At 60.7% G+C, this 25,509-nt stretch carries 30 protein-coding genes; 11 read left to right on the forward strand and 19 right to left on the reverse strand.

All coding sequences use genetic code 11. The annotated features are described in order from the left end of the window. Positions 1–104 precede the first annotated feature (104 nt). From CFI11_RS16435 to CFI11_RS16445, 3 genes are all read right to left on the reverse strand, one after another. Positions 105–602 (reverse strand): MarR family winged helix-turn-helix transcriptional regulator, encoded by a 498-nt coding sequence (locus tag CFI11_RS16435; protein WP_130407855.1) that lies wholly within the window; start codon positions 600–602, stop codon positions 105–107. A 71-nt stretch (positions 603–673) separates the two neighbouring features. Then, the gene (locus CFI11_RS16440) at positions 674–937 is read right to left on the reverse strand and encodes a succinate dehydrogenase assembly factor 2 (protein ID WP_130407857.1); all 264 of its coding nucleotides are present in this window, start codon (positions 935–937) and stop codon (positions 674–676) included. Next, entirely contained in the window at positions 934–1,359 is a 426-nt protein-coding gene (locus CFI11_RS16445) for a helix-turn-helix domain-containing protein (RefSeq protein WP_130407859.1), read from the reverse strand. Before CFI11_RS16445 ends, CFI11_RS16440 begins: the two co-directional genes overlap by 4 nt. Positions 1,360–1,421: 62 nt before the next feature. Between CFI11_RS16445 and CFI11_RS16450 the strand changes: the two genes are divergently transcribed. After that, the gene (locus tag CFI11_RS16450) at positions 1,422–2,624 is read left to right on the forward strand and encodes a pyridoxal phosphate-dependent aminotransferase (protein WP_130410051.1); all 1,203 of its coding nucleotides are present in this window, start codon (positions 1,422–1,424) and stop codon (positions 2,622–2,624) included. A 1-nt stretch (position 2,625) separates the two neighbouring features. Beyond that, complete coding sequence (locus CFI11_RS16455; RefSeq protein WP_130407861.1) at positions 2,626–3,033, forward strand: hypothetical protein; 408 nt, start codon at positions 2,626–2,628, stop codon at positions 3,031–3,033. Here CFI11_RS16455 and CFI11_RS16460 read toward each other — a convergent pair. From CFI11_RS16460 to CFI11_RS16470, 3 genes are all read right to left on the reverse strand, one after another. Then, complete coding sequence (locus CFI11_RS16460; protein ID WP_130407863.1) at positions 3,030–4,388, reverse strand: MATE family efflux transporter; 1,359 nt, start codon at positions 4,386–4,388, stop codon at positions 3,030–3,032. The genes CFI11_RS16455 and CFI11_RS16460 overlap by 4 nt on opposite strands. A 154-nt stretch (positions 4,389–4,542) precedes the next feature. Beyond that, the gene (locus tag CFI11_RS16465) at positions 4,543–5,442 is read right to left on the reverse strand and encodes a nickel/cobalt transporter (protein WP_130407865.1); all 900 of its coding nucleotides are present in this window, start codon (positions 5,440–5,442) and stop codon (positions 4,543–4,545) included. Next, a complete protein-coding gene (locus CFI11_RS16470; RefSeq protein ID WP_130407867.1) occupies positions 5,430–6,062 on the reverse strand; it encodes a DUF1007 family protein in 633 nt (210 codons plus the stop codon). The genes CFI11_RS16465 and CFI11_RS16470 overlap by 13 nt, the downstream gene beginning before the upstream one ends. A 158-nt stretch (positions 6,063–6,220) precedes the next feature. On the opposite strand from CFI11_RS16470, the gene CFI11_RS16475 reads away from it, so the two are divergent. Then, positions 6,221–7,513, forward strand: a complete 1,293-nt coding sequence (locus CFI11_RS16475; protein ID WP_130407869.1) for a dienelactone hydrolase — start codon at positions 6,221–6,223, stop codon at positions 7,511–7,513. 178 nt (positions 7,514–7,691) lie between these two features. Here the strand turns inward: CFI11_RS16475 and CFI11_RS16480 are convergent, their stop codons facing one another. Then, complete coding sequence (locus CFI11_RS16480; protein ID WP_130407871.1) at positions 7,692–8,402, reverse strand: DNA helicase; 711 nt, start codon at positions 8,400–8,402, stop codon at positions 7,692–7,694. Positions 8,403–8,717: 315 nt separating this feature from the next. On the opposite strand from CFI11_RS16480, the gene CFI11_RS16485 reads away from it, so the two are divergent. Together CFI11_RS16485 and CFI11_RS16490 are read left to right on the forward strand one after the other, a co-directional pair. Next, positions 8,718–9,593 carry an alpha/beta fold hydrolase gene (locus tag CFI11_RS16485; RefSeq protein WP_130407873.1) on the forward strand — a complete coding sequence of 292 codons (876 nt, stop codon included), beginning with the start codon at positions 8,718–8,720 and terminating at the stop codon, positions 9,591–9,593. Further along, the gene (locus tag CFI11_RS16490) at positions 9,590–10,201 is read left to right on the forward strand and encodes a glutathione S-transferase family protein (RefSeq protein ID WP_130407875.1); all 612 of its coding nucleotides are present in this window, start codon (positions 9,590–9,592) and stop codon (positions 10,199–10,201) included. The genes CFI11_RS16485 and CFI11_RS16490 overlap by 4 nt, the downstream gene beginning before the upstream one ends. 4 nt (positions 10,202–10,205) lie before the next feature. On the opposite strand, the gene CFI11_RS16495 is transcribed toward CFI11_RS16490, so the two are convergent. From CFI11_RS16495 to CFI11_RS16505, 3 genes are all read right to left on the reverse strand, one after another. Then, positions 10,206–11,873 carry a flotillin family protein gene (locus CFI11_RS16495; RefSeq protein ID WP_130407877.1) on the reverse strand — a complete coding sequence of 556 codons (1,668 nt, stop codon included), beginning with the start codon at positions 11,871–11,873 and terminating at the stop codon, positions 10,206–10,208. Between the two features lie 34 nt (positions 11,874–11,907). Continuing rightward, a complete protein-coding gene (locus tag CFI11_RS16500; RefSeq protein WP_254448939.1) occupies positions 11,908–12,651 on the reverse strand; it encodes an OB-fold-containig protein in 744 nt (247 codons plus the stop codon). A gap of 120 nt (positions 12,652–12,771) precedes the next feature. After that, on the reverse strand, positions 12,772–13,782 hold the full coding sequence (locus tag CFI11_RS16505) for a Hint domain-containing protein (protein ID WP_165390289.1): 1,011 nt from the start codon (positions 13,780–13,782) through the stop codon (positions 12,772–12,774). A 276-nt stretch (positions 13,783–14,058) separates the two neighbouring features. On the opposite strand from CFI11_RS16505, the gene parE reads away from it, so the two are divergent. After that, the gene (gene parE / locus CFI11_RS16510) at positions 14,059–16,017 is read left to right on the forward strand and encodes a DNA topoisomerase IV subunit B (RefSeq protein ID WP_130407881.1); all 1,959 of its coding nucleotides are present in this window, start codon (positions 14,059–14,061) and stop codon (positions 16,015–16,017) included. A 6-nt stretch (positions 16,018–16,023) separates the two neighbouring features. Here the strand turns inward: parE and CFI11_RS16515 are convergent, their stop codons facing one another. Beyond that, the gene (locus tag CFI11_RS16515; RefSeq protein ID WP_130407883.1) at positions 16,024–16,797 is read right to left on the reverse strand and encodes a hypothetical protein; all 774 of its coding nucleotides are present in this window, start codon (positions 16,795–16,797) and stop codon (positions 16,024–16,026) included. A 2-nt stretch (positions 16,798–16,799) separates the two neighbouring features. Beyond that, positions 16,800–17,279 (reverse strand): DUF488 family protein, encoded by a 480-nt coding sequence (locus CFI11_RS16520; protein WP_130407885.1) that lies wholly within the window; start codon positions 17,277–17,279, stop codon positions 16,800–16,802. 212 nt (positions 17,280–17,491) lie between these two features. Between CFI11_RS16520 and CFI11_RS16525 the strand changes: the two genes are divergently transcribed. From CFI11_RS16525 to CFI11_RS16535, 3 genes are all read left to right on the forward strand, one after another. Continuing rightward, the gene (locus CFI11_RS16525; RefSeq protein ID WP_130407887.1) at positions 17,492–18,244 is read left to right on the forward strand and encodes a hypothetical protein; all 753 of its coding nucleotides are present in this window, start codon (positions 17,492–17,494) and stop codon (positions 18,242–18,244) included. A 433-nt stretch (positions 18,245–18,677) separates the two neighbouring features. Further along, a complete protein-coding gene (locus tag CFI11_RS16530) occupies positions 18,678–19,082 on the forward strand; it encodes a PaaI family thioesterase (protein WP_130407889.1) in 405 nt (134 codons plus the stop codon). A 39-nt stretch (positions 19,083–19,121) separates the two neighbouring features. After that, positions 19,122–19,805 (forward strand): hypothetical protein, encoded by a 684-nt coding sequence (locus tag CFI11_RS16535; protein WP_130407891.1) that lies wholly within the window; start codon positions 19,122–19,124, stop codon positions 19,803–19,805. Here CFI11_RS16535 and CFI11_RS16540 read toward each other — a convergent pair. Together CFI11_RS16540 and CFI11_RS16545 are read right to left on the reverse strand one after the other, a co-directional pair. After that, positions 19,802–20,140, reverse strand: coding sequence for a cytochrome c (locus CFI11_RS16540; RefSeq protein ID WP_371687441.1), 339 nt, complete (start codon positions 20,138–20,140; stop codon positions 19,802–19,804). The genes CFI11_RS16535 and CFI11_RS16540 overlap by 4 nt on opposite strands. Before the next feature lie 62 nt (positions 20,141–20,202). Continuing rightward, a complete protein-coding gene (locus tag CFI11_RS16545) occupies positions 20,203–20,607 on the reverse strand; it encodes a cytochrome c (protein WP_130407893.1) in 405 nt (134 codons plus the stop codon). Between the two features lie 103 nt (positions 20,608–20,710). Between CFI11_RS16545 and CFI11_RS16550 the strand changes: the two genes are divergently transcribed. Continuing rightward, positions 20,711–21,145 (forward strand): DMT family transporter, encoded by a 435-nt coding sequence (locus CFI11_RS16550; RefSeq protein WP_130410054.1) that lies wholly within the window; start codon positions 20,711–20,713, stop codon positions 21,143–21,145. Positions 21,146–21,150: 5 nt separating this feature from the next. Here the strand turns inward: CFI11_RS16550 and CFI11_RS16555 are convergent, their stop codons facing one another. From CFI11_RS16555 to CFI11_RS16570, 4 genes are read right to left on the reverse strand one after another with little or no spacing between them, the layout of a single operon-like run. Beyond that, positions 21,151–22,134 carry an Ldh family oxidoreductase gene (locus CFI11_RS16555; protein ID WP_130407895.1) on the reverse strand — a complete coding sequence of 328 codons (984 nt, stop codon included), beginning with the start codon at positions 22,132–22,134 and terminating at the stop codon, positions 21,151–21,153. Beyond that, positions 22,131–22,823 (reverse strand): ABC transporter ATP-binding protein, encoded by a 693-nt coding sequence (locus tag CFI11_RS16560; RefSeq protein ID WP_130407897.1) that lies wholly within the window; start codon positions 22,821–22,823, stop codon positions 22,131–22,133. The genes CFI11_RS16555 and CFI11_RS16560 overlap by 4 nt, the downstream gene beginning before the upstream one ends. Beyond that, complete coding sequence (locus CFI11_RS16565; protein WP_130407899.1) at positions 22,816–24,102, reverse strand: lipoprotein-releasing ABC transporter permease subunit; 1,287 nt, start codon at positions 24,100–24,102, stop codon at positions 22,816–22,818. Before CFI11_RS16565 ends, CFI11_RS16560 begins: the two co-directional genes overlap by 8 nt. Before the next feature lie 52 nt (positions 24,103–24,154). After that, the gene (locus CFI11_RS16570) at positions 24,155–24,523 is read right to left on the reverse strand and encodes a MerR family transcriptional regulator (protein ID WP_130407901.1); all 369 of its coding nucleotides are present in this window, start codon (positions 24,521–24,523) and stop codon (positions 24,155–24,157) included. 69 nt (positions 24,524–24,592) lie between these two features. Here CFI11_RS16570 and CFI11_RS16575 point away from each other — a divergent pair, with 69 nt between their 5' ends. After that, positions 24,593–25,030 carry a hypothetical protein gene (locus tag CFI11_RS16575; protein WP_130407903.1) on the forward strand — a complete coding sequence of 146 codons (438 nt, stop codon included), beginning with the start codon at positions 24,593–24,595 and terminating at the stop codon, positions 25,028–25,030. Here CFI11_RS16575 and CFI11_RS16580 read toward each other — a convergent pair. Continuing rightward, positions 24,989–25,474, reverse strand: a complete 486-nt coding sequence (locus CFI11_RS16580) for a DUF2937 family protein (protein ID WP_130407905.1) — start codon at positions 25,472–25,474, stop codon at positions 24,989–24,991. The two genes, CFI11_RS16575 and CFI11_RS16580, sit on opposite strands and share 42 nt — an antisense overlap. Positions 25,475–25,509 lie beyond the last annotated feature (35 nt).

Here is a 25,509-nt window from a genome sequence, read left to right on the forward strand (position 1 = left end):
TGCAATCGGATCTGTCGTTCCGCAATGCGGTCAAGTCACTGACAGGCGTTGCTAGCTCGACGCAGCTTGCCAAGCTAAGAAGACCCAACCCAGCTTGGCTCTGCTCAATAGATGTATCGGATCTGATCGGTCCAATACCGCTCCATCCGCTTGAGGGACGATGTGATGTCTTCCATCTTTTCGGGTGGCAGAACGCCCTTGTTTTCCAACCCCTCGGCATGGCGGGAAAAGAGCTTCGCGACCACGTCCCGGATTTCGCGCCCTTTTGACGTCAGCCGCACCCGAACCGACCGTCGGTCGATCTCACATCGCTGGTGATGCATATAGCCCATTTCCACCAACTTCTTCAGGTTATAGCTGACGTTGCTACCCTGATAATATCCGCGCGTCTTCAGCTCGCCTGCCGTCACCTCGTTATCGCCGATGTTGAACAGCAAGAGCGCCTGAACCGCGTTGATTTCCAACACGCCGACCCTTTCGAACTCATCTTTGATCACGTCAAGAAGAAGCCGGTGCAGTCGTTCGACCAGCGCCAGCGCCTCCAAATAACCCGTCATGAAGCCCTTGCGGGCCCCCGGGTCAATCTGCATTTCCATACTCATCGATCTCTCCGACTCGCACTGCGTTGAGCACCAAGATGAAGAGAAAAACCGAAGAAACGGTTAAGTGTATTTTATTTCGTTTTTTGAAGAGCTTGAGAGATCTCAGCAATGAGGTCGCCATAGGGTTCGGGCGCGTCGCACTGCCCTGTCACCCATTGATAGAGATCCTGATCGTTCTCGTGCAGCAGGGCGTCATAGCGATCCAGCTCGGCATCGTCCATATTGGTCAGCCGACGCTCGGCATAGGCTGACAAGATCAGATCCATCTCTTTGATGCCGCGCCGCATGGACCGCATGTGCAGCCGCTTGATGCGATGTTCTCGCGTCTCGGTCATGTGGCGGTGTGCCCTATGATCTGCCTAAGTTGTTTCTCCAGCCGCCCGGCGCGTTCGGCATTTGCATGCAGCTCGGCCCGCAGACTGCGCAGTTCGGCTGCGATCATGGCGACATTCTCTGGGAGCGGCGTGTCTTCGCTGGGCGTGCTCATGCCTTCCCCCTCGCCCGTCAGCAGCCACATGATCGAAACGTTCAAAACCCCCGCCATCATCGACAGCTTGTTCGCCCGCGGTTCCGACAGGTCCTCTTCCCAGGACACCAGTGTTGCCTTCTTGACCCCGAGCCGCCGTGCCAGCTGTGCTTGTGTCATGCCGGCATGTTCGCGCGCGCCCGCAACACGGTCCCCGAAGGTGGCCGCATCCGGCCCGAACCAGTCCATTTCGCTGTCCGGCACTCGGTCTCTCCTTGGTTCTGGTATCATGCTTGATCGCGCTTGGGAGGCACCCTATGACATGGGCGATCAAGATACAAACCGAGGCCGCCATGAGTTTCCTGTCTGCGACATTGTCCCGCGTCAAACCGTCCCCGACGATCGCGGTGACGACAAAGGCGGCCGAGCTGCGCGCGGCGGGCCGTGATATCATCAGCCTGGGCGCGGGCGAGCCTGACTTTGACACGCCCGACAACATCAAGGCCGCCGCCAAGGCCGCGATGGATGCGGGGAAAACGAAATACACTGCCCCGGACGGCATTGCGGAGCTGAAACAGGCCATCTGCGATAAGTTCGAGCGGGAAAACGGGCTGAGCTACACGCCCAAGCAGGTGAGTGTCGGAACCGGGGGCAAGCAGACGCTTTACAACGCTCTGATGGCGACGCTGAACGCCGGGGACGAGGTGATAATCCCTGCCCCCTACTGGACCAGTTATCCCGACATGGTCCTGCTGGCCGGAGGAGAGCCGGTGGTCGTTGAGGCGACGCTTGAAAACGCGTTCCGCATCACGCCCGAGCAGCTTGATGCCGCCATCACGCCAAAGACCAAGTGGTTCATCTTCAACTCACCCTCCAACCCGACCGGAGCGGGGTATACACGCGAGCAGCTCAAGGGCTTGACCGATGTGCTGATGCAGCATCCCCATGTCTGGGTCCTGACCGACGATATGTACGAGCATCTCGCCTATGACGGGTTCTCCTTCTGCACCCCGGCGGAGGTAGAACCCGGACTTTATGACCGGACGCTGACATGTAACGGCGTCTCGAAGGCCTATGCCATGACCGGCTGGCGTATCGGCTATGCCGCAGGTCCGGAGCAGCTGATCGCCGCAATGCGCAAAATCCAGTCGCAATCGACGTCGAATCCATGTTCGATCAGCCAATGGGCCGCGCTTGAGGCGATCTCGGGCCCGCAGGATTTCATCGCGCCCAACAACGAGATGTTCAAACGCCGCCGCGACCTTGTCATCTCTATGCTGTCACAGATCGACGGGATCACCTGCCCCGTGCCGGACGGCGCATTCTATGTCTATCCCTCCATCGCCGGGCTGATCGGCAAAAGGACCTCAACCGGTGTGGAGATCACGGATGACGAGGTCTTTGCCACGGCTCTTCTGGAAGAAACCGGTGTTGCCGTGGTCTTTGGCGCGGCATTCGGCCTCTCACCGAATTTCCGCGTGAGTTATGCCACATCCGACGAAGCGCTGACCGAAGCCTGCGGCCGCATCAAATCCTTCTGCGCGAGCCTCTCTTAAGATGGCGCATAAGCTTCCCGACTACTATTTCCGCGTGCGCGAAAACGGCGCCTTTGTCTTCCGCGTGGATACCGAAAACCGCCAACGCCGGATCGAGATGGATCAGATCGCTGTGGTCAATATCCGCAATGGGGACATCAAGCCCCATGGAGACCGGATGCTGAGCGAACAGGATCTGGAGACGATCAAGACCTGGATGGCGGAACGGATACAGGTGCTGGCCAGACGCGACATCGACGACATTCACCGTGCCGTCGATTACCTGAACACGACAACACAATGGGTGCAATCCAAGGCGAGCGATGAACAGCTTGATGCGGTCACGGACGACCTGCTTTTGGCCATGCATGATCTGCGTTCGGTCCTGGTTCGGAAAAAGGCAGATCGACTGATGCGGCAGAAGGACTAGGCGCTCCGCTCCAGCCTGCCGATCTGCGGCAAGGATGCCCCCCAAAACCGCGCCATCAGAAAGACGCCGGCACAAGCCAAACCCAAGACCAGACCGAGCCATACCCCGATCCCGCCCATTTCGAGCGTGAAGCCAAGGACATAAGAGGCCGGGATCCCGACCCCCCAATAGCTGAGCGCCGCGATCACCATCGGCTTCGCGGTATCCTGCACCCCGCGCAGCAGGCCCAGCGCGATCACCTGCGCGCCATCGACAAGCTGGAACAGGGCAGCCACCGCAAGAAGACCGATGCCGATGGCTATGATTTCCTCACGGGCCGGCTCCGCCTCTTCGAGAAAGAGAGAGATCAACGGCACGGGCAGGACCAGAAAGGCGATGATGGTCACAAGGGCCATCGCCAGTGAAAGCGCGGTAACGGTCCTGGCGCCCCGCGCCATATGCTGCCGATCCGCACGCCCGAATGCATTTCCCGCACGCACGGTGGCCGCGTTGCTGAGCCCCAGATGTACCATGAACGTCGCACTTGCCAGTTGGACAGCGATGCCATGGGCGGCCAAGGGGATCGTTCCAAGCCATCCCATCATCATCGCGCTGGCGGCAAAAAGGCTGACCTCGCTCAGATTGGTCAAACCGATGGGCCAGCCCAGCCGGAACACCCGCGCGAACATCGGCCAATCCGGACGCCAGAGCCGTCGAAAGAGGTCGTGTTCGGGAAGGACGAGCATGGCATAGAGAACCACGCCGATCAGCGAAACAACCTGTGTCGCGATCGAGGCTAAAGCCGCACCTGCCAGCCCCAGCTCCGGAGCCCCGTAATAACCGAAGATCAGGAGGTAATTCGCCGCGGCATTCACCACGGCCGCGAGCAACGTAATCCAAAGAACGATCTGCGTGCGTTCAAGCGCAGCAAGGTAGGACTTGATCACCATCACGAGGATCGCGGGGAACAGTCCCCAGCCGGCAATACGCAGATAGCGCGCGGCATCGGCGGCAACCGTCGGCTCCTGCCCGAGGGCCAGCAGAAGGGGTTCGGACCACCAGAGAAAAGGCATGGCCGCGCAGGCAAAGAGAAGCGACAGCCAAAGCCCCATCCGCGTCGCCCGGCGCAGGCCGGTTTCATCCCCTTCGGCGTGAAAGGCCGCGACCATCGGCATGACCGCCCAGGCAAACCCGCTGCCCATAAGGAAGAACACAAAGAAATAGGAGCTTGCCAGGGTCACGGCCGCGAGCGCGTCGACACCATACCAGCCCAACATCACCGTGTCGGTCAGCCCGATGGCAAACTGTGCCAGATGGCCGCCGACCAAGGGCAGGCCAAGCACAAGAACCGCACGGACATGTGCGGGATATGACATCTCCAAGGGTTGCATGCGCTCAGCAGTAGGCGCAATTTCACACCCCCGCAAGCCCTCGCGACCCGTGGTCAAAGTCACGCAGACAGGGCATGGGGATTTTCAGTTTTGCTACGGTCACAGGCACGGGGATCATGCGGGTACCGGCTGTTCCGGATCAGATCAGCCGCAGCGCGATCTGGGTCGCGACAAGCGCGATGATGAAGCCAGCGGTCAATTCAAGAAACGCGGTCACCCGTAGCGCGCCATCTCCGGTCCAGCGGGACAGGGTCCCTTCGCGAAAGGTCACGGCAGCCACCGCAACCGCCACCGTCACGCTTGCCGTGCCAAGCCCGATTGCAAAGGCACCGGCGATCCCGGCCATCGCGATGCCCATCTGCCAGGTCAGGATGAGAATGAAGATCGCACCGGTGCATGGCCGCACGGCCACGGATGCGATCACCACCAACGCGTCGCGCAGGCTGCGCACCTCTGCCGCCTCTTCAACACTTGGCCCGTGCTTGTGACCGCAGCTTGAACAGGTTCCGTCGCTTGCATGTTGATGGTGGGCCGGCGCGAACCTTCGCAAGTCTTTCAAACGTCTAAACCCGCGCCAGCACAGCCAAAGCCCCACCAAGGCGATCAGCCCGTAGCTGAACGGAGCAAGCCACGCATCCGCCGTATCCACCAGGCGTTCACGCCCCCAATTCAAAACGAAGAGACCCGCATAGACCAGCAGCACCGCCGTGGCGGACTGGGACAGGGACGATAGAATGGCAAGCCCCGACAGCCGCAACAACGGAACCCGCTCTGCCACGCCGTAGCCGCCGATGACAAGCTTTCCGTGGCCCGGGCCCGCGGCGTGAAAAAAGCCATAGGCGAAACAAAGCCCCATCAACGTGACCAGCGCCCCCGGATCGCCCGCGCGCAACGCCCGGATCGCCCCCGCCATCGCGCGTTGCACGTCGCGCTGTCCCTCGGCCGCCCAGCGCGCAAGATCATCGGCGCCCCCGGCAAGCCATAACCAGCCACCCAGCGCCAGAACCACCAATGCGGCCAGCGCGATCAGTTTGCGCATCTGAAGCTTACCGTTGCTGCGAAGGCCTCGCCCACTTCGGGAAACTCTTCTTCCGCGCGGGATGCAGGCATCCCGTAAAGCAATTCCTCGACCTTGGAATAGGCCGCGTCCAGATCAGGCTGGGTGACTTCCACGTCGCATGGCCCCTCGGTTTCGACCCCGCGGGTCAGGTCATAGGCCGTGTAAAAGGTTGGATCATAGGCCTGAACAATCAGATCCGCCGCGTGCTGGGGCTGCACCAAGGGACGGAAATGTGTGCTGATGATGCGGGCTTCTTCGACCCGGACGCCACGCCCTTGGGGCTTGCCCAGCGTTATCGGGCCGGCAGGCCCGGTCACATAGAGATCCCCCTCGAACCCTTCGATCCAGTTGAGGTCAAATCCCTGAAGCTGTCCGACTTCTGCGTCATCGAGCCGTCCGTCGTAGTCATTGTCGAGGCCGCGATCCTCGAACATCAGCATCGAATAGAGCTCATCGTAGTTCCAGCTCACCTCCACGCCCAGCAATCGGCCTTGGGGATCTGTGACGAGCCGCAAGCCGGTATCCACAAAGACATGTGGATGGGCGATGACCGGACCGGAAAGAGCAAGAGCCGACAGAAGACAGAGCGCGCGAAACATGAGCCGGAATGTAGAGAGGGTGCGCCCGCACAACAAGGCCCTGTGCCAATGGCCGCACCGGACCGCCGACAGCAGATGACGCAACGGAACCCGACCCAGTCCTATACGATGTCACAAGGCGCTGCCACCATGGCGCCAACGGAAGAAGGAGAAGACCCATGACCCGCACGCCTCTTGCCGCGTTGAGCCTCGCGGCCAGTGTCACCGCCGTATCGGCCCTGGCCGAAAACCGGATCGACCAGGTCCGACCGGACGCGCCCGAACTTGCCGCCTACGGTCCCTATCCGATCGGCGTGCAAACGATGACGTTCTCGCATCCGGGCCAGATCGACATTCTCAACACCACGGCCGATGCCGAACCGACCTATGATCGCCCCCTCACCGCCGAGATCTGGTATCCGGCCGCTCCGGGCACCCCGGCGGGTGGCAGCTATACGGCGGTCCTGCGCGACGGGCAGACAGAAGTCACGCTTCACGGCCAGGCCGCGCGCGATGCAGAGCCGGCCAGTGGGGAAACCTTTCCACTTGTGGTCATCTCCCATGGCTATCCCGGAAACCGGTTCCTGATGTCCCATCTGGGGGAAAACCTGGCTTCGAAGGGGTATGTCACAATCTCTGTCGATCATACCGACAGCACCTATTCCGATCAGGGCGCGTTCGGGTCAACGCTGCTGAACCGTGCACTCGACCAACGCTTTGTCATCGACCAGATGGAAGCGCTGGAAGGTCCGGTTGGCGCCATCACCGATGCCAGTTCCGTTGCGGTGATCGGCTATTCAATGGGAGGCTACGGCGCGCTGATCTTTGGCGGCGCGGGCGTGACACAGGCATCAACCGAGTATGAATGGGGCACACCCAACGGCCTGCTCTCCCGGCATCTGGCTGGGTCGGAAAGCCATGCCACCCTGATTGACGAGCGCGTCAAGGCGATCATCGCAATCGGCCCATGGGGCAATAATGCCGGTTTCTGGGATGCCGAAGGGCTGGCGGGGTTCGAGAAACCGCTGATGCTGATGGCCGGCAGCGCTGACGATGTGTCGATCTACCAGGCGATGCGCGGCATCTTTGACGGAACGACCGGAGTGACCCGGCACCTGCTAACCTTCGAGGGGGCGAACCACAACGCAGCCGCCCCCATGCCCGCCCCGGCGGAAAGCTGGACACCCGTGGACACGCTCGATTTCGTTCCCTTCGAGCACTATGCCGACGCTGTCTGGGACACCAACCGGATGAACAACGTGGCCCAACACTTTGCCACGGCCTTCATTGATCTGCACGTGAAGGGGGACGGTGAGAAGGCCGCCTATCTCGACCTCGTTCCCGTCGCAGCAGAGGGCGTCTTTGCCCTTGATGACGCCGGAAACGAGACCGAGGCGCATACCCATTGGCGTGGTTTTCCTGCTCGCACCGGTCAAGGGCTTCTGTTCGAGACCAAGGAAGCTGGCGAGTAAGCTTTGCTCCATGTTCTGCCACGTCCGGTACAAATTGTTCTGGGCGGGGCAGAGCGGGAACATGAAGGAACCACTGCGTGCCATCTGGAGGGATAAGGCACATTCGGGTCGATCACGCATGCTCTGTTAGATTGACCTAGCCCATCGCGGTTCCGCGAAACGACGTCCCGAAAAGGGATCAAGCAAGATCAAGTCGCACCTTTCCGTCGTGAAGGAAGCACCGTTTGTCAAAGAGGGATGTGTTCAGCGGATTGGGCAAGCGGATATCGCCGACATCCGGCATCGCCTTGTCCTGCAGATCGAACCTTCGCTCCAATTGCGAGATGACGACACAGATCGCGTCATGCCCTTTGACGTATCGTCTCAGCCGCTGAATCTGCTCGTTAACGGGCGGATTGCTCCGCTTCTGGTCCAGCACCTGAAGGTAGTCGATAACGACGAAAGCAGGGCCTTCATGTCCCGCCAGCCGATCAATGATATGATCCGCCGAGATCTCGTCTGACGTATCGACGATAACCGATCGCGCCCCTGGGGTCTGGTCAACGCCAAGATCCGCGAAGTGCTCGGCCACCTCTCTTTCATGGTAATCGAGAGTGAAGAAAAAGCCCCTGCGTCCATGGCATTTCGCCAAAGCCGCCAGTTCGATGCCAAGACGCGTTTTGCCATGACCGGGTCTTGCCCCCAGAAGAACCATATCACCGCGGGCCAAGTGGGACATGACCTTTTTCGCAGGGTGCGCTCTGCGCCATGACGCGGCCAGATGGCTCCAGCTTTTGTGGCCTTCCTGCGCGGCCAGCCGGTCAAGGGCTTCGTGCAGGGGGATCGCCTCGCGGCGGGCCAGGCGTTTTGCCGTGTGCTTCAGTTTGTAGATTGGGGCAGAGAGTTGCATATCGGATCCTCCTCGTCCGAGCGGTATCCGCAATCCCTCCTTATGCAAGCGCTCGACCAGGGTGAGTCCGGTTTCGATATGCCCCGCATGATGAATGCTTTCCCGGTGGAGGGGGGAGGCGCGAGCGCAGCCTTTCTTAGAATACCCCGAAAGATCGCCGCATTTCAACCGATCCGATCTACGTCAAGGCATCGTACAGCACGAGCAGCACGCTCGAGATTCGAAGACTTGAGCGTGCCAAAGGAAACAGACGCCTGCCGTAGGGTCACATCTGATCGCCCTTGCCGGTCGCGTGCGACAGGTTAGGGTCGCGCCATGGAAACCAAGACCTACGAATTGAACGGTCATCCGTTCTTTGTCCGCCATTGGGGCGATCCCGCAAAACCCGTCCTTCTGATGCTGCATGGCTTTCCGGAATATGGCGGGGCGTGGTCCGATCTGGCGCCTTACCTGACCGACCATTTCTACTGCGTTGCACCTGACCAGCGCGGGTTCGGGCAAAGCTGGGCGCCGGACGATGTCAGCCGCTATGCCACGTCCGAACTTGTGTCGGACATGGCCGCACTAATCGGCCAACTCGGCGGCAAGGTTACCGTTCTGGGCCATGATTGGGGGGCCGCCGTCGCCTATGGATTGGCGATGTTTCAGCCCGATCTTGTGGAGCGGCTGATCATTCTCAACGGCGTGCACCCCGTCCCCTTCCAGCGGGCGATGGCCACCGGGGGCGCGCAGACCGAAGCATCGCAATACATTCTTTACCTGCGCGAGGCCGGCTCCGAGGAGCGACTGGCCGCGGACAATTTCGCCAAAATGGTCTCGCTCTTCTCCGCCAAGATGAACCTCTCCTGGCTGAGCGGTTCCCGACTTGAAGACTACCGCACCGAATGGGCCCGTCCGGGACGGCTCAAGACCATGATCCACTGGTACCGCGCCTCCCCGCTCAAGGTGGCCAAGCCGGGTCAGCCCATCACCGACCTGCCCGACTTTCCCGTGGAACGCCTGCAGGTCCGCTGTCCGCATCTGCTGATCTGGGGGGAAGAGGACACCGCCCTCCTGCCCGTCTCGACCGAGAGGCTGGAGGACTTCGCCCCCGATCTTACCCGGGTCACCATGGCGGGCGTCGATCACTGGCTCTGCCATCAGAAACCGGCGGAGGTCGCCCAACACATCCTGAACTGGACCCATCCATGATCACACTCCACCATCTGAACAAATCCCGGTCCCTGCGGATCCTGTGGCTGCTGGAGGAGATTGGCACGCCCTATCAGGTCAAACGCTACCAGCGGGATGAAAAGACCAACCTCGCCCCGCCCGAACTCAAACAGGTCCATCCGCTGGGCAAGTCCCCCATGATCGAGATGGAGGGGCGCATCGTCACCGAATCCGCCGCCATCGTGGAGCTGATCTGCGCGGCGCATGCCCCCGCTATGATCCCCGAGACCGGAACCGACGCCTATATCCAGCACCTCGAACTGATGCATTTCGCCGAAGGCTCCGCCATGACGCCGATCCTTCTGAACCTCTATGTGGGCCGTCTGGGCGAGGCCGGCGCGCCGCTGCATCCACGCATTTCAGAGCAATTGCAAAGCCACTTCCAGTATATGGAGGACATCCTGCGCCCCTCCGGCCATTTCGTGCTCGACGAGCTGTCGGCCGCTGACATCATGCTCAGCTTTCCCGCGCAGATCGCCGTGCGGCTGGGCCATGCAGAGGATTACCCGCGCCTCGCCGCCTTCGTCAAAGAGCTGGAGGCGCGCCCCGCCTTTGCCCGCGCGCTGGAGGCCGGCGGGGGCGCCTGATCCGTTACTCCGCTGCCGGAAGGTCGGATTTGTCGGCGATGCGGGGCTTTTCGTCTTCGCTGACCACCTTGGGCTCCTCGGTCTCCTCGACCTCGCTCAGGGTTGTGCCGCCGATCTGTGACATCCCGCTTTCCAGCGAGACGCCCAATTCCTCGCCCAGCTTCTTGAGCGCCGGAAGCTGCACCGCCATGCCCAGGATCGAATCGAGCGCCTGATTGACCACGGGCTTGTCGCCCGCGCCCCCGCTTGCGCCTCCGTTCATGCCACCCATGCCGGTCACCTGATGGATCTTGATCGAATCGATCTTCTCCGCCGGCTTGACCATTTCGGCCACCACACCCGGCAATGCCTCCAGCCGCGCCATGTCGACCTTCATGTTTACGATGATCGGGTCGATGGCATTCTCCGCCTCGACAATCGCCTGGCGGCCCTCCGCCTCGGCCAGCAGATCCGCCTTCTTCGCCGCCGCCCGGATCGTCAGCGCGTCGGCCTCTGCCTGCGCCTCCTCTCGCCTTGCATCCGCGCGGTCATGGGCTGCGTCCTTCTCTGCCGCCGCGGCAAGCCGGATCTTCGTGGCTTCACGCTCGGCCTCTCTCTGCGCCTCGATCAGCGCGATCTCTTTCTCGCGCTGGGCCATGGCAACCGAGCGGGCCGTCTCAATGGCTTCCTGGGCCTTGGTCGCCTCCGCCCTGGCTGTGTCCGCAGACGCCCTTGCCCGGCTCTCCTCTTCGGATTTCTGCGCGATGATGATCTGACGCTCCTGATCGGCGACCTCAAGCTCCCGGTCCCGAGTGATCTCCGCCTCCCGGATCGCCTGCTCCTTCACGATCCTCGCCTGCTGTTTCTCGCGCTCGGCCACTTCGACCTGCCGGGCGATCTCCGCCTCCTGGGCCGCCTTCAGCGTGGCCACCTGCTGTGCCTGGGCAATCGCCGCCTCCTGCTCGTCGCGTTCGATGTGCAGGCGCTGGCGCTCTGCCTCCATCGCCGCGCGGCGCACGGCCACATCCGCCTCGGCATCAATCTCTGCGCGCTCTTTTTTCGATTTTGCAATAACTTCGGCGAGTTTTCTCATGCCAACCGCGTTGAACGCGTTGTTCTCGTCCAGCGCCTCGAACGGGGTCTGGTCAAGCGCTGTCAGCGACACGCTTTCCAGTTCCAGCCCGTTCTTCAGCAAATCCTCCGAGACTGCGTTCTGCACCTCCTGCACAAATTCCGCGCGGTTCTCGTGCAATTCGTCCATCGTCATCTGCGCGGCCACCGCGCGCAGACCATCAACCAGCTTACCCTCGATCATCTCGCGGAGCTGATCCACGTAAAATGTCCGGTCCCCAAGGGTTTGCGCGGCGCGGCTGATCCCTTCGGTCGTCGCATTGACCGAGACGTAGAATTCCACGCCCACATCGACCCGCATCCGGTCGCGGGTGATCAGCGCGCCCTCTCCGGTGCGCTGCACTTCCAGCCTGAGCGTTTTCATGTTCACCGGGCTGATCTCGTGCAGCAAAGGCACGACAATCGTACCTCCGTCCATGATGACCTTCTTGCCGCCGGCCCCCGTCTTGACCAGGCTCATCTCGCGCGTCGCGCGCCGATAGAGCCGGCCCAGGACCAGTCCGATCAGAGCCAGAAAAACGACGAAAGTGCCGACGATGACGAGGATCGTCATAAGGTCCATGGCGCATATCTCCTGTATTGTTTGATCAGTAATGTCAGTCCGATAGCGGGATCAGACGATACCCGCCGCTGGGCCGGTGCCGCAGAACCAGAACCTCGACCCCGGTGATAATCTCCGTTTCGTCCTGCAAGGGCTCGGCCCTGATATAATGCATGTTTCCGTAAAAGTCCGTGACACGCACTTCGGCGGCTTGACCCCGCCGAGCCACGCCCTGGCTGACGATCCCGCGTCGCCTTGCCAGCCTGTTACGGGACACTGCGCTCGTCTCTGTCTTGGGCAGCACTCGCGCAAAAAGTGCGGCAAAGCGACTGGCAAATCCCACCCCCAAGACGGCAGCCCCCAGCACGGCCAGCCAGACCGGCAATGGTGATCCCAGGGCCGTGATTGCCATGCTCTGCGCCACCACGCCGCTTAATCCAAAGCCCATCAAAAGCGAGGCGAGCCACAGTATGAAGGGCGCTTTGCCGATGCCCAGCCAGGCGAGCGTGCCGCCGGCAAAGTCCGGTTCGGATTCCACACCCTCCTCGATCACCGCAGGCACTTCGTACTCGCCCAGATCCAGCTCCGCCGTCTCGACCCCAAGTTCCAGGTCGGCCACATCCATCTCGGCGGCGTCTATTCCGTCAATCTCCGCCTCGCCGCCCATCAGCGTCCCGCCCAGCAGGGCAAAGATCAGTTCAAGAGTGAAAAGCCCCGCCAACAAGGCAAGAGCAAGCGTGAAGGGAGCAAATTCAGGACTTAGAAATGTCGAAAGCATCGGTGCCGAAAACGTCTCCATTTAAAGCAATATGTATGCACGCACCCTGCCTCATTACCAGAGCATGCCTGATAAACATTTGATAAATGTATATTTTATCAGATTATCTTATATTTTCGACGGCACAAAGCACGACATGTTTCAGTGGGAAAACCAACCGAAAATTCCTCGGGCTTCCCGTGTTTTGACAACCGGATATGCGGTGCGTCCGTAGCCTTCGTTCATCGGGCCCAGATCGGGGAACAGAACCTCGACCTCGCGCTTCTGGTCGACGTCGCGCAGGCCCATCTCGCCCGGATGAAAACTCTCCGTCGCCAGGCCGTGCGAAAAGACGATCTCATGCCGGTCGAAAAGCAGATGGACATAGCGGGCCGGCCGATCCGGTGGCAGCGCCACGATGGTTTTTCCGTTCACCAGCGCCTTGGCCGGGACCAGCACTTCCGGCGCGCCAAAATAGAGCTCCGCACGCCATCCCGTCATCAAGATGCGGTGCTGCGGCGAAACCTCCAGCGCTTCGCGATTGCCCAAGGCGCCCGCGTTGATCCGGATCGGCGCAAGGTGCGGCGCGGCTCTCAGCTGGAACGCCGAAAGCGCCTGCTGACCGATCCAGCGCAGCTTTTGCATGCCATTATCCATCGTGCGCACGCGATCACCGGGCAAAAGGCTTTCCACCGGGCGTGGCCCATCCGCGGTTTCTATCATCGTCCCTGCGGTGAAACAGGCCAGCCCATCATAGGGCGTGTCCTGCCCATCGGCTGAACTGTCTATCGTATAGGTCGTGCCCGGCTGCGGAAGCGTATCGCCGGTCAGACCGACATTCGTGCCATTGATGCGGACATAGAAAAACGTCTCACCCGTTGTTGTTGTGATCGCAAACTCCAACTCCACCTGCGATCCCGCCGCGAAGGTCTGGCCATTGATGCTGACAGGCTGGTCCAGAAGCTGGTTGTTCCCGCCCGTCGAATTATTGGGAGGATCAATGAAACCGTCGTCAAAGTCGCTGTCGTCGTCATCGACCTGAAACGTGATGGGTGTCGCGCCCGCATCGACGCTGAAGACACCTGTCGTTCCGGTGGTCGCATTGGTGACCGGATCCCCGGAGATTTCGTTCAAGTCGTCAAACGCGACCACTCCAAAAGAGAAAACTGGCATGACATCATACCTTTCGGTTTGGCCCCACCTGCCAGTGATCCACGGGTACAATCTATGCGCGAATCTCCGGCGCCCCATGAAACCGTACTGCCCCAGATGACATTGACCAAAGGCCGCGTTTTGCGGCGGCAAGATCCCGCCGGTCAAATACAGGGGTGCCGTTCTGCCTCTTCACATAGTCGGAGCCCCTGAAAACACGCCGCTCTGCGGCCTGCCCTCTTCCCCGAACCCCGTGCGCCTGCCATAATGCCTGCCAATCACAAAGACGAGCAGCCCATGGCAAATGACCTCCTCTCCGGCGCCCCGGAACCCGACTACAACGCCTCCTCCATCGAGGTCCTCGAAGGGCTGGAGCCCGTGCGCAAACGCCCGGGGATGTATATCGGCGGCACGGATGAGCGTGCGTTGCACCACCTCGTCGCCGAAGTGCTCGACAATTCCATGGACGAGGCCGTCGCCGGCCACGCCAACCGGATCGAGGTTGAGCTGCACGACGACTACGCCATCACCATCCGTGACAATGGCCGTGGCATCCCCATCGATCCGCACCCGAAATTCCCCGACAAATCCGCGTTGGAGGTTATCCTCTGCACCCTGCACGCCGGCGGCAAATTCTCCGGCAAGGCCTACGAGACCTCCGGCGGTCTGCACGGCGTCGGCGCCTCCGTCGTCAACGCCCTGTCGGACAGCATGGTCGTCCAGGTCGCCCGCGACCGTCAGCTCTTCGAACAACGCTTCTCGCGCGGGCTGCCCTTGGGCCCCGTCGAGCAGATCGGCGCCGCCCCCAACCGGCGCGGCACCACCGTCACCTTCCACGCCGATGAAGAGATCTTCGGCCATCACCGCTTCAAGCCCGCGCGCCTCTTCAAGTCCATTCGCTCCAAGGCCTACCTCTTTTCGGGCGTCGAAATCCGCTGGAAGTCCGCCATCGACGACGGCGAAACCCCGACCGAGGCGACCTTCCACTTCCCCGGCGGCCTCTCGGATTACCTCACCGAAACCCTCGGCTCCGCCTCCACCTATGCCGACGCGCCCTTCTCCGGCACCGTCGATTTCAAGGAGAAGTTCGGCACACCCGGCAAGGTCGAATGGGCCATCAACTGGACCCCGTCGCGCGACGGGTTCATCCAGTCCTACTGCAACACCGTGCCCACGCCCGAAGGCGGCACCCATGTGGCCGGTTTCTGGGCCGCGATCCTCAAGGGCATCAAGGCGTATGGCGAGCTGGTCAACAACAAGAAAGCCGGCCAGATCACCCGCGACGACCTGATCACGGGTGGCTGCGCGCTGGTCTCCTGCTTCATCCGTGAGCCTGAATTCGTGGGCCAGACCAAGGACCGTCTGGCCACGGTCGAGGCCCAGCGGCTGGTGGAGAACTCCGTCCGCGACCATTTCGACAACTGGCTCGCCGCCGACACCAAATCCGCCGGCGCCATCCTCGATTTCCTCGTCCTGCGCGCCGAAGAACGCCTCCGCCGCCGGCAGGAGAAAGAGACCCAGCGCAAATCCGCCACCAAGAAGCTGCGCCTTCCCGGCAAACTGGTCGATTGCTCCCAGAATGCCCGCGAAGGCACCGAGCTTTTCATCGTCGAAGGCGACAGTGCGGGCGGTTCCGCCAAGATGGCCCGCGACCGCAAGACCCAAGCCCTCCTGCCCCTGCGCGGCAAGATCCTGAACGTGCTGGGCGCGGCCTCCTCCAAGCTGGGATCGAATGCGGAAATCAGCGATCTGACCCAGGCTTTGGGCGTTGGCCTCGGCACCCGCTTCAACATCGACGATCTGCGCTATGACAAGGTCATCATCATGACCGATGCCGACGTGGACGGCGCCCATATCGCGTCGCTCCTGATGACGTTCTTCTTCACCCAGATGCGCCCCATGATCGACGCAGGCCACCTGTATCTCGCCTGCCCGCCCCTTTTCCGCCTGACCCAAGGCGCGCGGCGCGTCTATTGCCTGGACGAGGCCGAAAAGAACGATCTTCTGGAGAAGAGCCTCGGCGGCAAGGGCAAGATCGACGTCTCGCGCTTCAAGGGGCTGGGCGAGATGGACGCCAAGGACCTCAAGGAAACCACGATGGACCCCGCCTCCCGCAAACTGATCCGCGTGACCATAGACGAGGACGAGCCGGGAGAGACCGGAGACCTCGTCGAACGCCTGATGGGCAAGAAACCGGAAATGCGGTTTCAGTACATTCAGGAGAACGCGCGGTTTGTGGAGGAGTTGGATGTTTGATGCAATTCAGATAAGTTCAAGCTGATCTGACTTGTTGACTCTAAGCACACCTGACAGCAACCAGTTCCTCCAGTTCTGATTTCGATGTGTGCCCATTGCAAACGCTATTCCTTTCTTCGGCCACTCTTCCCCAAATACCCTTTGCATTTCTTGGATAGCTATTTTTTCTCCGTATCGCTCTCTCCACTTGAAAAATGTTGCTTCCGTCTCCCAATCAATACAATTGTAATTTCTATCTTTTCCCGCAAACTTAAATTTGTAGTTAAATCGGTACGGTGGAGGCTCTTTCGAAATAGCTGGATCACTAAACATATCTGTTTGGCGATGAAGTTCATCGCGCTGTCGCCTCTCTTTGTCAATCTCCGACTCGGAATACCGAATGACAGAAAAGCGGGGCTGCTCAGGCTGAATGAGTGCAAAGGATTTGTTTTCCGCTAGCTCCTTATCCAGATCTGCCACTAGTGCCCTACGGGCGAGGGAGTGACGTTCTGCTTTCGGAACGCTGCCGATGACTTCTATCGACTGTGGGTCAACTCTCTTGCTTTCCAGTCTTCTGTCATCTGGTGCATTCCTCCAACGGAAAGATATAAGATCCCATCTTCCGAATTTTTGATTTTCTCTTAGATCGCGAAAGGGGACTGGATATAGCCGATGCCAATTACCATCGTAGTCAATACCTGCCACACAGACGGTTTCGCCATGCCTTTGACCGATATCTGGTGCGGCCTTGATGATGACAGCAGCTCTTCCAGTATGCGGAAATTCAATAGAACTATTCAATTCTAGATGTGCCTTGCCTCGATTAGATCAAGCTGCATCAAATGCTCCACAACTATGGAGCGATGACAACCAAGATGACATTTTTCAAAACATAGTAAACAAACCGTTGACTTTCCAACTAGCGAGTTGAGCTCTCGAAGGGCTGTAGTTGCCCGCTCGGTCTTCATATGATCGGAGAAAACCCGCTGAAAGGTGGCGTAGTCGCCCGCGCGCGCAGCCAGACGGCCTTCCTTTGGATCGCCAAGGTCACGCATGTGGACATAGCTGATCCCATTCTCCTCCAGTGCGGTCCGAAGACCATTTTTTGAGAAACCGCGTTTCCTCGAAAGCGGAAGTTCGCGAATATCGACCAGCGTTTCGATACCTGCTGCAATCAGAACCTCAACAAATCCAGATATTTCAGTACCTTCATAGCCTATCGTAAATACCTGCTTCGCTGTGCCCTCAGGGCAAAGCTTCAGTTCCGAATGTCCATCTTTCATCTACTCAGCCTCCTTTTTTACATCAATAGCTGCAACAAGCCTCTGATGCGAGTTCAGAAATACGGCCATGAGGCCAGCTTCACCCCGCCGCACCCCGTCAGCACAAAACAGCCACCAGCATGGCCACCCGAGTGACACCGGTCACCCAGTCCCTATACTTGCGTCCAATCTTTTTCGCCCAACCGATTTTTCCAACCCAACGGCATCCCTTCATGAAAAACATCGCCCTCGGCCTTATCGCCGGCATCGCTGCCTTTCTGGCCGTGCAATATCTGGTCCCCACGCTCTTTGGGAACGATCGTATCTCCGTTGATGACCTCGTCGCCGAGATCAAGGCCAACGACCCGTCCGGCTTTTACACAACGGTCGAAACCCACTTCCCCGAAGACTATGCCCGCTTCGTCGCCCTGATGGACGAGACCGCGAACAATCCCAACATTCCCGACGATCTGCTGAACCAGGCGCTTTTCGGGCGGTCTCAGGCTTTCATGTCCGACCTGCGCCTGGCCAATGCGCCCTATTTCGCGCGCGCCTCCATCGAGCAGATTGAAACCACGCTCAGCAGTTACCTCGCATTCGTGCAAAGCCTCAGTAGCGATCCCCGCTTTTGCAATCGCATACTGGCCTTTGGCACCGCCTCTCTCGGCTTGGAGGAGAGCCTGAAAATCGATCAGGCGCTACTGTCGGATACGGCAAATCAGGTCTTCCTCACCTTCGCCGAAGGCAGAGCCCAGATGAATGATCACGGCACCGCGACAAGCGCCGATTGGGACAGTGTCCTTGCAGAGTGGCAAGCAGATGTGGCCCAACCAAACTTCCCATCCATCTACATGGCGCAGGATCCCGGCAACGAGGCATATTGCGAGGCCACGATCAGTTTCTACGAGGCCCTGCGCGACATGGACGGCGAAAGCCGGGACCGTGTTCTGATCGAGGTCACCAGCAAGGTGATCGATATCGACTAGGGCCCCGGCCCGAAAGGCCTGGCTAGGCCTTCAAAAGCTTCAGACGAATGTCGCCATGACGCCCCAAAGGCTCATCATCGCGACAAAACCGGCGATGGTGGGGATGATCACTTTCTCCATGGTCTTTCTCCTTTCCGGGCACCCCGTTCGGGGGTGCGGTGCGTGCCGCGCAGCCCGTTGCCGCGCGATCTGGAAAGGACATGGGTGCGACCGTCTGACACATAAAGACCGATAAGTTCACCTTACGTCACGCTGACGGGACCGGACTGAAACAGAGCGGGCACGCGCGCACTGCCCGATAGGATGCGCATCCATTTGCAGGCTACTGGACGGGGATGCACAGACGCCCCCACCCCTTCACGGGTTAACCTTTTACTTGGCCCTGCCCCCTCGCCCCCATAGGCTGATGCGAAACGGACAAGGGCCCACGACTATGACCGCAGCAGAGATCCAAACCCTACTGGAGGAAAACTTCGCCCCCTGGGTTCTCGCCCTCGACCTGTCCGTCCAGGGCGCCTCACCCGCACACACGACGCTGCGCATGCCACTGACCCCGCAGCTTGCCCGCGTGGGCGGCATCGTGTCCGGGCAAGCGCTGGCTGCCTTGTCAGACACGTCCATGGTTCTCGCGACAATTGCCCATGTCGGTGAGTTCAAACCCCTGGCGACCACAAACCTCGACGTCCAGTTTCTGCGCCCCGGTGTGGGCGCTGCCATCCTTTGCCGGGCCGAAGTGGTGCGTGCGGGCAAGGCGCTGATCTTCACACGCGCCCTCATGACCGAGGAAGACAGCGCCAAATCCGTCGCCACGGCGACTGCGACGTTCTACGCGCCTTAATCGCTTCCCAGACGCATCTGCCCAAGCTACGGTCGCCTCATGTGGAAAGCGCTTCTTATCTTTGCCCTGGTCCTGACCGCTTGCGGTCGTCCCCTGACCACGGATGAACGGGCATTCGCCCAAAAAATCCACGGAGATTCCATAGACTTAGATCGCGTGCGCTTGGCTCGCGGGGCATTGGTCGGCGCGGTCACCTTCCGCCGTCCGGCCCGCCCGCGCGTCTCCTGCCGCGAGCGGATCCTGCCGCCACCCAAGACCGATATCATCACCACCCGCCCGGCGGCGGTGGTGCTCTTCAATCGCATCCACTTCACCCGGGACTGGTATATCGAGAATTACATGCCGCTCTATCCCGAACGGCTCTACCTGATCGAAGCGATGCTGCTTGCGCATGAACTGACCCATGTCTGGCAATGGCAGAACCGAGACGTGACCGGCTATCACCCCCTGCGTGCCGCAGCCGAACATCAACGCAGCGCAGACCCTTATCTCTTTGAAACAGAGGACGAAAAGAACTTCCTCGATTACGGTTTCGAACAACAGGGCGCGATCGTGGAGGAATATGTCTGCTGCCGCGCCCTTGCCCCCGACGCCGCGCGGACGGAACGGCTGCACCAAATGCTGAGCGCGGCCTTTCCGGTCTCCCGCCTGCCCGATGTCGGGCGGGAAAGCGATGTGGTGCTGCCCTGGAAAGAGGCGGAACTGAACGGGATCTGCGACTAGCCGTCGACCTGAATATCCTCAAGATATTCGAGCAAGGCCGCAAGGGGCCTTGGCACCGGTGTCATGCGGCCGTCGATTTCCACGGGCACGGTGTCTCCTTCAAGGATCGCGCCGAATTCCGGCATGACGCGGCCCGTATGCTCCCCCTTTCCGTAACCGTCGATCACCGAAAGCACTTCGGCACGTGGGAAAACACCGTCATTGCGCAACGCGATCTGTGTAAGATCCGGAGGAACCTGGCCACCGATCAGCACACCGCCCCCGGTTCCCCGATAGTCGTGACAGGCGGTGCAATTGTCAGCAAAGAGCCGTGCACCTTCGCGGGGTTCGGGCATCTCGTTCATAGCAACACAGGCTGTGAGCGCGATGCACGCCGCAGGGAGTAGAAGCAATCGCATCATTCGCCGTCCTGCAACGTTTCGAGATAAGCCACCAGATCGACGATGGGCTGGCTGGTCAGAATCGGCTGTCCGGCAGGCGTTTTCATCGCTGCATCCTCACCCTCGAAGAAAAAGCCGTAAACGGGCATCGGGCTGCCATGGCTGGTCAGGGGGTCCCGCCCGTCGATGCGCATCACCACACGTTCCGTCGGGAAGACGCCGTCATAGCGCTGGGTCAGCGTTGTCAGGTCGGACGGCTTGATCACCATCACCCCAGCCATCGGTCCGGCCCCCGTGGCCTCCAAACCATGGCACATGGCACAATGGTTCCGGAACAATTCGGCGCCGACCTCGACGTCCTGCGCCAAGGCCGGTCCAGCCAGGGTCATCGCCATGGCAAAGCTGAGTATGCGTGAAGTCATCGTGTCCTCCTCCAGGTTGCAACCTGCCCCGATCACAGGTTCAGACTTGCCCAGCGCGGGGATGAGAACCATGATCCAAATCAACTGCATAGGAGAGACTTGGGTGGCTCAATACGCGTTGGTTATGTTGTTGGCTGGAATCGGCATCCCGATCCTTGCCGCGCTCAATGCCGCACTTGGCGTCCGCATCGGCTCGCCAGCGGCGGCGGCGGCCGTCCTTTTTTCCGTCGCTTTCGCAACCACCGCCTGCGCGGTGCTGCTGACCGGGCCACACGCCCTGACGAAAATCACGCTCGCCCCGAGATACCTTTTACTCGCCGGTGTCCTGATCGCGTTCTACGTGCTCTCGATTACTTATATTGCCCCGCATTTCGGAGTGGGCAACGCAGTCTTTTTCGTTTTGATCGGGCAATTGATCAGCGCAGCGGCTATAGATCATTTCGGCCTTTTCGGCGCTCAGATCAGTCCCATCAGCCTCACACGCGCGGCGGGGATCGGGATCATGGCCTTGGGTGTCTGGGTGACCCAACTCGCGTAACCCGTTCAGCTCAGGCCCGCGAGGCTGCGAGCCTGGGACCAAAGAGCGTCATCCACATTGACAGGATCCGCCAAAACGCGCCCTTGTCCCGGCATGCGTGCGCCGGGATCCATGGCGATACCTTCGACAACCTCCGCCAGTCGATCCACGAAGCTGTCGGACAGTGCGGGGTCGATAAGCATGTAGAACTGGCCAAGGTCATGAGGCGGTCCGTCATCGGCCTTTAGCGGATGTACGTTGCGAGAGGTCACGCTGCCGGTCATGCCAGCCGCCAAAAGCTCCGCCATGAGACCAAAGCCCCACCCCTTGTAGCCGCCCATCGAGACAAGAGAGCCTGAAAGTGCAGCCTCTGGATCCGTCGTTGGGGCACCATCGGCATCGAGCGCCCAGCCTTCGGGAATACGCTCTCCAGCGGCTTTCGCCATGGTGATCTTGCCCAGCGCCACCGTGGTTGTGGACTGGTCAAACTGCAACGCGATCCCGCCGTGTCCATCCGGCACCGAGAAGGCCACGGGGTTGGTCCCGATGACCCGTGTCTTGCCACCTGGCGGCGCCACGATCGGCGACGCATTCGTCATCCCGAGCGCGATGAAACCGGCACGCGCGATCTGCCCGGTAAAGTATCCCAAAGAGGTGCAAGTATGCGTATGGCCTATGGCAAGCGACGCCGTGCCATTGGCCCGCACCGAATCGATCGCGTGCGGAAGCCCGCGCGCGAAGGCGGGTTGGGCAAACCCCATCCGTCCATCCACCGCAACATGGGCGGGCCTTGGCGCGGTAACCTTCGGTTCAACCTGGCCCTGCACCCGTCCTGACCGAAGTTGCCTGCAATAGCTCTCAAGATAGTAAAGGCCACAGATCCTGTTTCCCGTGGCCTCGGCTTCGGCAACGGCTTTGGCGACCTCCGCCGCAATCCAACTGTCGGCGCCGTGTGCGACAAGGGCCGATTTGGTGATATCCTCGATCTCTGCCAGCGCGATTTCGGTCACGTGCCTGTTCCTTCCACCAGTACGCCGGCCTCCAGCCGGACCATGCGGTCCATGCGGGCGGCCAGCTCCAGATTATGCGTGGCGATCAGGGCCGCAAGGCCGGTGCCCGCGACAAGCTCCATCAACGCGCTGAAGACCTGATCCGAGGTGTTGGGATCCAGATTACCGGTCGGCTCATCCGCCAACAAAAGCGCCGGCGCATTGGCCAGGGCCCGGCAGAAGGCGACGCGTTGCTGCTCTCCCCCGGACAGCGCGGCGGGCCGGTGCCCCGCGCGTTCGCCGACACCCACGCGGGTCAGAAGGCCCATGGCGCGCGTCTCGGCGTCCTTTTGCGAGATGCCGTTGGCCAGTTGCGGCAAGACGATGTTTTCAAGCGCGGTGAATTCCGGCAGCAGGTGATGGAACTGGTAGACAAAGCCGATCTTTTGCCGGCGCAACCGGGTGCGGACACGGTCGGATTGACCAGTCATCGCGGCACCGGCAATCTCCAGCGTGCCTTCGTCCGCGGCGTCCAACAAGCCTGCGATGTGAAGCAGCGTGGATTTTCCCGCGCCGGAGGGGGCGACCAGTGCAACGACTTCACCCGCTTTCACCGTTAGATCGACACCGCGCAGGACCTGGATTTCACCGGGCGTGCCACGATTATAGGTCTTCCCGATCTCGCTCAGGCGAAGTGCTGCATCACTCATAGCGCAACGCCTCCACCGGGTTCATGCGCGCCGCGCGCCGGGCCGGAAAGATCGTGACGATAAAAGACAGGCTGAGCGACAGGGCAATCGCGCTCAGCACATCGGAAAGGTGCAGCTGCGCCGGCAGACTGTAGATCCCCCGGATCGACGGATCCCAGACACCGCCCCCCATCATCACGTTTACGAACGAAAAAACCGGGTCGATATAGATCGCGAACAGGCAGCCCAGGATCACACCCAAGGTCGTGCCAATCAGGCCGGTGGACGCGCCGCAGATGAAAAAGATCCGCAGGATGTTCCCTTCGCTCAGCCCCACAGTGCGCAGAATGCCGATATCGCGACCCTTGTTCTTCACCAGCATAATCAGCCCCGACACGATATTCATCGCCGCGATAAGCACAAGGATCGACAGGATCACGAACATGATGTTGTCCTCGACCTCCAGCGCGCGGAGAAAACCGCCAGAGGCATCCTGCCAGGTCCACACCTGCGCCCGTTCCCCGGCGGCGCGGATCAAAGGCAAGGCCATCGCATTCACATTGTCTGGATCTTCGACCATCACCTCCAACTCGTCGACGACACCCTCGCGGTTGAAGAAGGACTGTGCCTCCTGCAGGGGAAGGTAGACGCGGACACGGTCGATGTCGTAGCGCCCGGCGCTGAAGATATGCACGACTTCGTAGGCATTGACCCTTGGGCTTGTCCCAAAGGCGGTGCGCACACCGTTGGGAGAGATCAGCTTGATGCGATCTCCCACCTGCGCGCCAAGCTGCTGGGCCACGCCGCTGCCGATGGCGATGCCCTCCTCATACCTGTCGAAGGAACCGCCCGTGCCCTCGGCCGGCTCAAGCCCCGGCAGGGTCTGCACATCGTCCACTCTCATACCGAAGACCTGCACCCCCGCATTGCTTGAGCGGAGATTGGCCATCACCTGGCCCTGAATGCGTGGGGCGACACGCGTGACCCCCGGCACCTCTGCCACACGGGCGACCATCGCATCGTAATCCGCGATGGTGCGGTCGATCCGCCCTTGCTCGGTCACCTGCCCGGCATTGTAGATCTGCACATGGGCGTTCGCGCCAAGGATCGTATCGACGAATTCCGCGCGAAAGCCCGAGCGCACCGCAAGCGTCGCGATCAGCGCAAAAACGGCAAGCGTAATGCCGATGATGCTGATCCAGGTCATCGTGCTGACCCCCCCTTCGGCGCGGCGGGCGCGCAGATAGCGCCATGCGATCATCCACTCAAAAGCGGAAAAAGGGGCTGGTGATTTGGCCATTCTGGCTCCTGCTCGAACTTTTGGCGGAGAGTGCGGCGCTCATGTGCCGGGGTCAAGACACCCGCGCACGACCACCCAGCCCAAGTGGGCAGACATTGGCCAAACGGGCCTCCAACATACCGCGCAACTGCAAAAGCCGCGCGACCTTGTCATCGATCTCAGCCAGCTTCGCGCGCAAAAGATCCGCGACAGCCTCCGCATCCATTTCGGCCTGATTTCCGCCGACAAGCTCCGAGATCTCGCGCAGCGAAAACCCCAACGCCTGTGCAAGCCGAATCAAACCGACCACCGCCTCGGTCTCCTTGGGAAAATCGCGGTAGCCGTTGGCTTTGCGATCCGCCCGGATCAATCCACGCCGCTCGTAAAGCCGCAGCGCGTCACGACTGACGCCGGACCGATCCGAAAGATCACCGATTTGCATGCCAATTCTCCCTTGACCCTGGACTTAGGTCAAAGGTTTAAACCAGCCGGCATTCGAAAACCAGTTAGGATGAACCGAATGCTCACCACCTCACACTTCACCCGAATTTTCCGCGTCTCAGCCTGGTACGATATTGCCGTGACATGGCCTTATGCGACCCCGTTCACCCTGCCGTTGATGCATGATGTGCTGAATGCGGTTCACGGTGCCGCAGGATGGGCGCCCATCCCTGAATTCTCGCCATTCGCCACCCTTTTTGCCAACTTCTTCGGAACGGTGGTGCTGATCTGGTCTGTCGTCCGTCTGCATCTCAACGATCCGCGTCTTGCGCGCTACGACGCCCTGGGCCGCTTTCTGTTTTCAAGCTGGATGATCTATGCGCTCAGCATGGGCGTCAGCCCTATCGTTTGGGTTTTTCTTGTGATCGAGATCAGCTTTGGCATCCTTCAGGCCTTGCCGGTGCGCTCAACCAACAGCGGCGCGTCTGCGGCGGAAGAGACGGCGTAACACGGATATGACCGCAGCGCCTCCGCCAAAACCGGCCAGAACGAACAGAACGCCATCAAATGTGGCTGGCACTGCGGGCCGGTAGGCGGACCAGGTTGCCTCGACGAGCTGGGGATCGGCAAAGCGCCGGATCTCCAGCAGCCGTCCACCATCTCCCAACGGGCGCAGGACGGCAAGATCCGCCGACAAACGGTCGTAGCGCCGGATCGTCCGCTCCATGTCGGCCCGGCGCCGCTCCACGAAGACAGAGCCTTGCATCTGTTCCAGGGCCGCCGTTCTGGACAAGCCGACCGCGCGGGCCGAGGCATCAAAGTCGGCCACGACATCTGACAGCGCATCGACGGCCCCGCCGAGGCGTTGGACATATTGCTGTGAAAAGGTTGGGAATTGCGACAACAGCGTGGCACCCGCGATGCCGCCTGCCAAGGTCAAAGCCCGGATCATGTTCTGCCTCTCTGCTCGCCGTTTGGGTCACGGTC

This window comes from Thalassococcus sp. S3 (genome assembly GCF_004216475.1).
In the GTDB taxonomy this organism is placed as follows: domain Bacteria; phylum Pseudomonadota; class Alphaproteobacteria; order Rhodobacterales; family Rhodobacteraceae.

Excerpts from the sequence above, each read along its gene's own strand:
- CFI11_RS16435 (WP_130407855.1), bottom strand. The coding sequence starts at position 602 with ATGAGTATGGAAATGCAGATTGACCCGGGGGCCCGCAAGGGCTTCATG.
- CFI11_RS16440 (WP_130407857.1), bottom strand. The coding sequence starts at position 937 with ATGACCGAGACGCGAGAACATCGCATCAAGCGGCTGCACATGCGGTCC.
- CFI11_RS16445 (WP_130407859.1), bottom strand. The coding sequence starts at position 1,359 with ATGATACCAGAACCAAGGAGAGACCGAGTGCCGGACAGCGAAATGGAC.
- CFI11_RS16450 (WP_130410051.1), top strand. The coding sequence starts at position 1,422 with ATGAGTTTCCTGTCTGCGACATTGTCCCGCGTCAAACCGTCCCCGACG.
- CFI11_RS16455 (WP_130407861.1), top strand. The coding sequence starts at position 2,626 with ATGGCGCATAAGCTTCCCGACTACTATTTCCGCGTGCGCGAAAACGGC.
- CFI11_RS16460 (WP_130407863.1), bottom strand. The coding sequence starts at position 4,388 with ATGTCATATCCCGCACATGTCCGTGCGGTTCTTGTGCTTGGCCTGCCC.
- CFI11_RS16465 (WP_130407865.1), bottom strand. The coding sequence starts at position 5,442 with ATGCGCAAACTGATCGCGCTGGCCGCATTGGTGGTTCTGGCGCTGGGT.
- CFI11_RS16470 (WP_130407867.1), bottom strand. The coding sequence starts at position 6,062 with ATGTTTCGCGCGCTCTGTCTTCTGTCGGCTCTTGCTCTTTCCGGTCCG.
- CFI11_RS16475 (WP_130407869.1), top strand. The coding sequence starts at position 6,221 with ATGACCCGCACGCCTCTTGCCGCGTTGAGCCTCGCGGCCAGTGTCACC.
- CFI11_RS16480 (WP_130407871.1), bottom strand. The coding sequence starts at position 8,402 with ATGCAACTCTCTGCCCCAATCTACAAACTGAAGCACACGGCAAAACGC.
- CFI11_RS16485 (WP_130407873.1), top strand. The coding sequence starts at position 8,718 with ATGGAAACCAAGACCTACGAATTGAACGGTCATCCGTTCTTTGTCCGC.
- CFI11_RS16490 (WP_130407875.1), top strand. The coding sequence starts at position 9,590 with ATGATCACACTCCACCATCTGAACAAATCCCGGTCCCTGCGGATCCTG.
- CFI11_RS16495 (WP_130407877.1), bottom strand. The coding sequence starts at position 11,873 with ATGGACCTTATGACGATCCTCGTCATCGTCGGCACTTTCGTCGTTTTT.
- CFI11_RS16500 (WP_254448939.1), bottom strand. The coding sequence starts at position 12,651 with ATGGAGACGTTTTCGGCACCGATGCTTTCGACATTTCTAAGTCCTGAA.
- CFI11_RS16505 (WP_165390289.1), bottom strand. The coding sequence starts at position 13,782 with ATGCCAGTTTTCTCTTTTGGAGTGGTCGCGTTTGACGACTTGAACGAA.
- parE (WP_130407881.1), top strand. The coding sequence starts at position 14,059 with ATGGCAAATGACCTCCTCTCCGGCGCCCCGGAACCCGACTACAACGCC.
- CFI11_RS16520 (WP_130407885.1), bottom strand. The coding sequence starts at position 17,279 with ATGAAAGATGGACATTCGGAACTGAAGCTTTGCCCTGAGGGCACAGCG.
- CFI11_RS16525 (WP_130407887.1), top strand. The coding sequence starts at position 17,492 with ATGAAAAACATCGCCCTCGGCCTTATCGCCGGCATCGCTGCCTTTCTG.
- CFI11_RS16530 (WP_130407889.1), top strand. The coding sequence starts at position 18,678 with ATGACCGCAGCAGAGATCCAAACCCTACTGGAGGAAAACTTCGCCCCC.
- CFI11_RS16535 (WP_130407891.1), top strand. The coding sequence starts at position 19,122 with ATGTGGAAAGCGCTTCTTATCTTTGCCCTGGTCCTGACCGCTTGCGGT.
- CFI11_RS16540 (WP_371687441.1), bottom strand. The coding sequence starts at position 20,140 with ATGCCCGAACCCCGCGAAGGTGCACGGCTCTTTGCTGACAATTGCACC.
- CFI11_RS16545 (WP_130407893.1), bottom strand. The coding sequence starts at position 20,607 with ATGACTTCACGCATACTCAGCTTTGCCATGGCGATGACCCTGGCTGGA.
- CFI11_RS16560 (WP_130407897.1), bottom strand. The coding sequence starts at position 22,823 with ATGAGTGATGCAGCACTTCGCCTGAGCGAGATCGGGAAGACCTATAAT.
- CFI11_RS16565 (WP_130407899.1), bottom strand. The coding sequence starts at position 24,102 with ATGGCCAAATCACCAGCCCCTTTTTCCGCTTTTGAGTGGATGATCGCA.
- CFI11_RS16570 (WP_130407901.1), bottom strand. The coding sequence starts at position 24,523 with ATGCAAATCGGTGATCTTTCGGATCGGTCCGGCGTCAGTCGTGACGCG.
- CFI11_RS16575 (WP_130407903.1), top strand. The coding sequence starts at position 24,593 with ATGAACCGAATGCTCACCACCTCACACTTCACCCGAATTTTCCGCGTC.
- CFI11_RS16580 (WP_130407905.1), bottom strand. The coding sequence starts at position 25,474 with ATGATCCGGGCTTTGACCTTGGCAGGCGGCATCGCGGGTGCCACGCTG.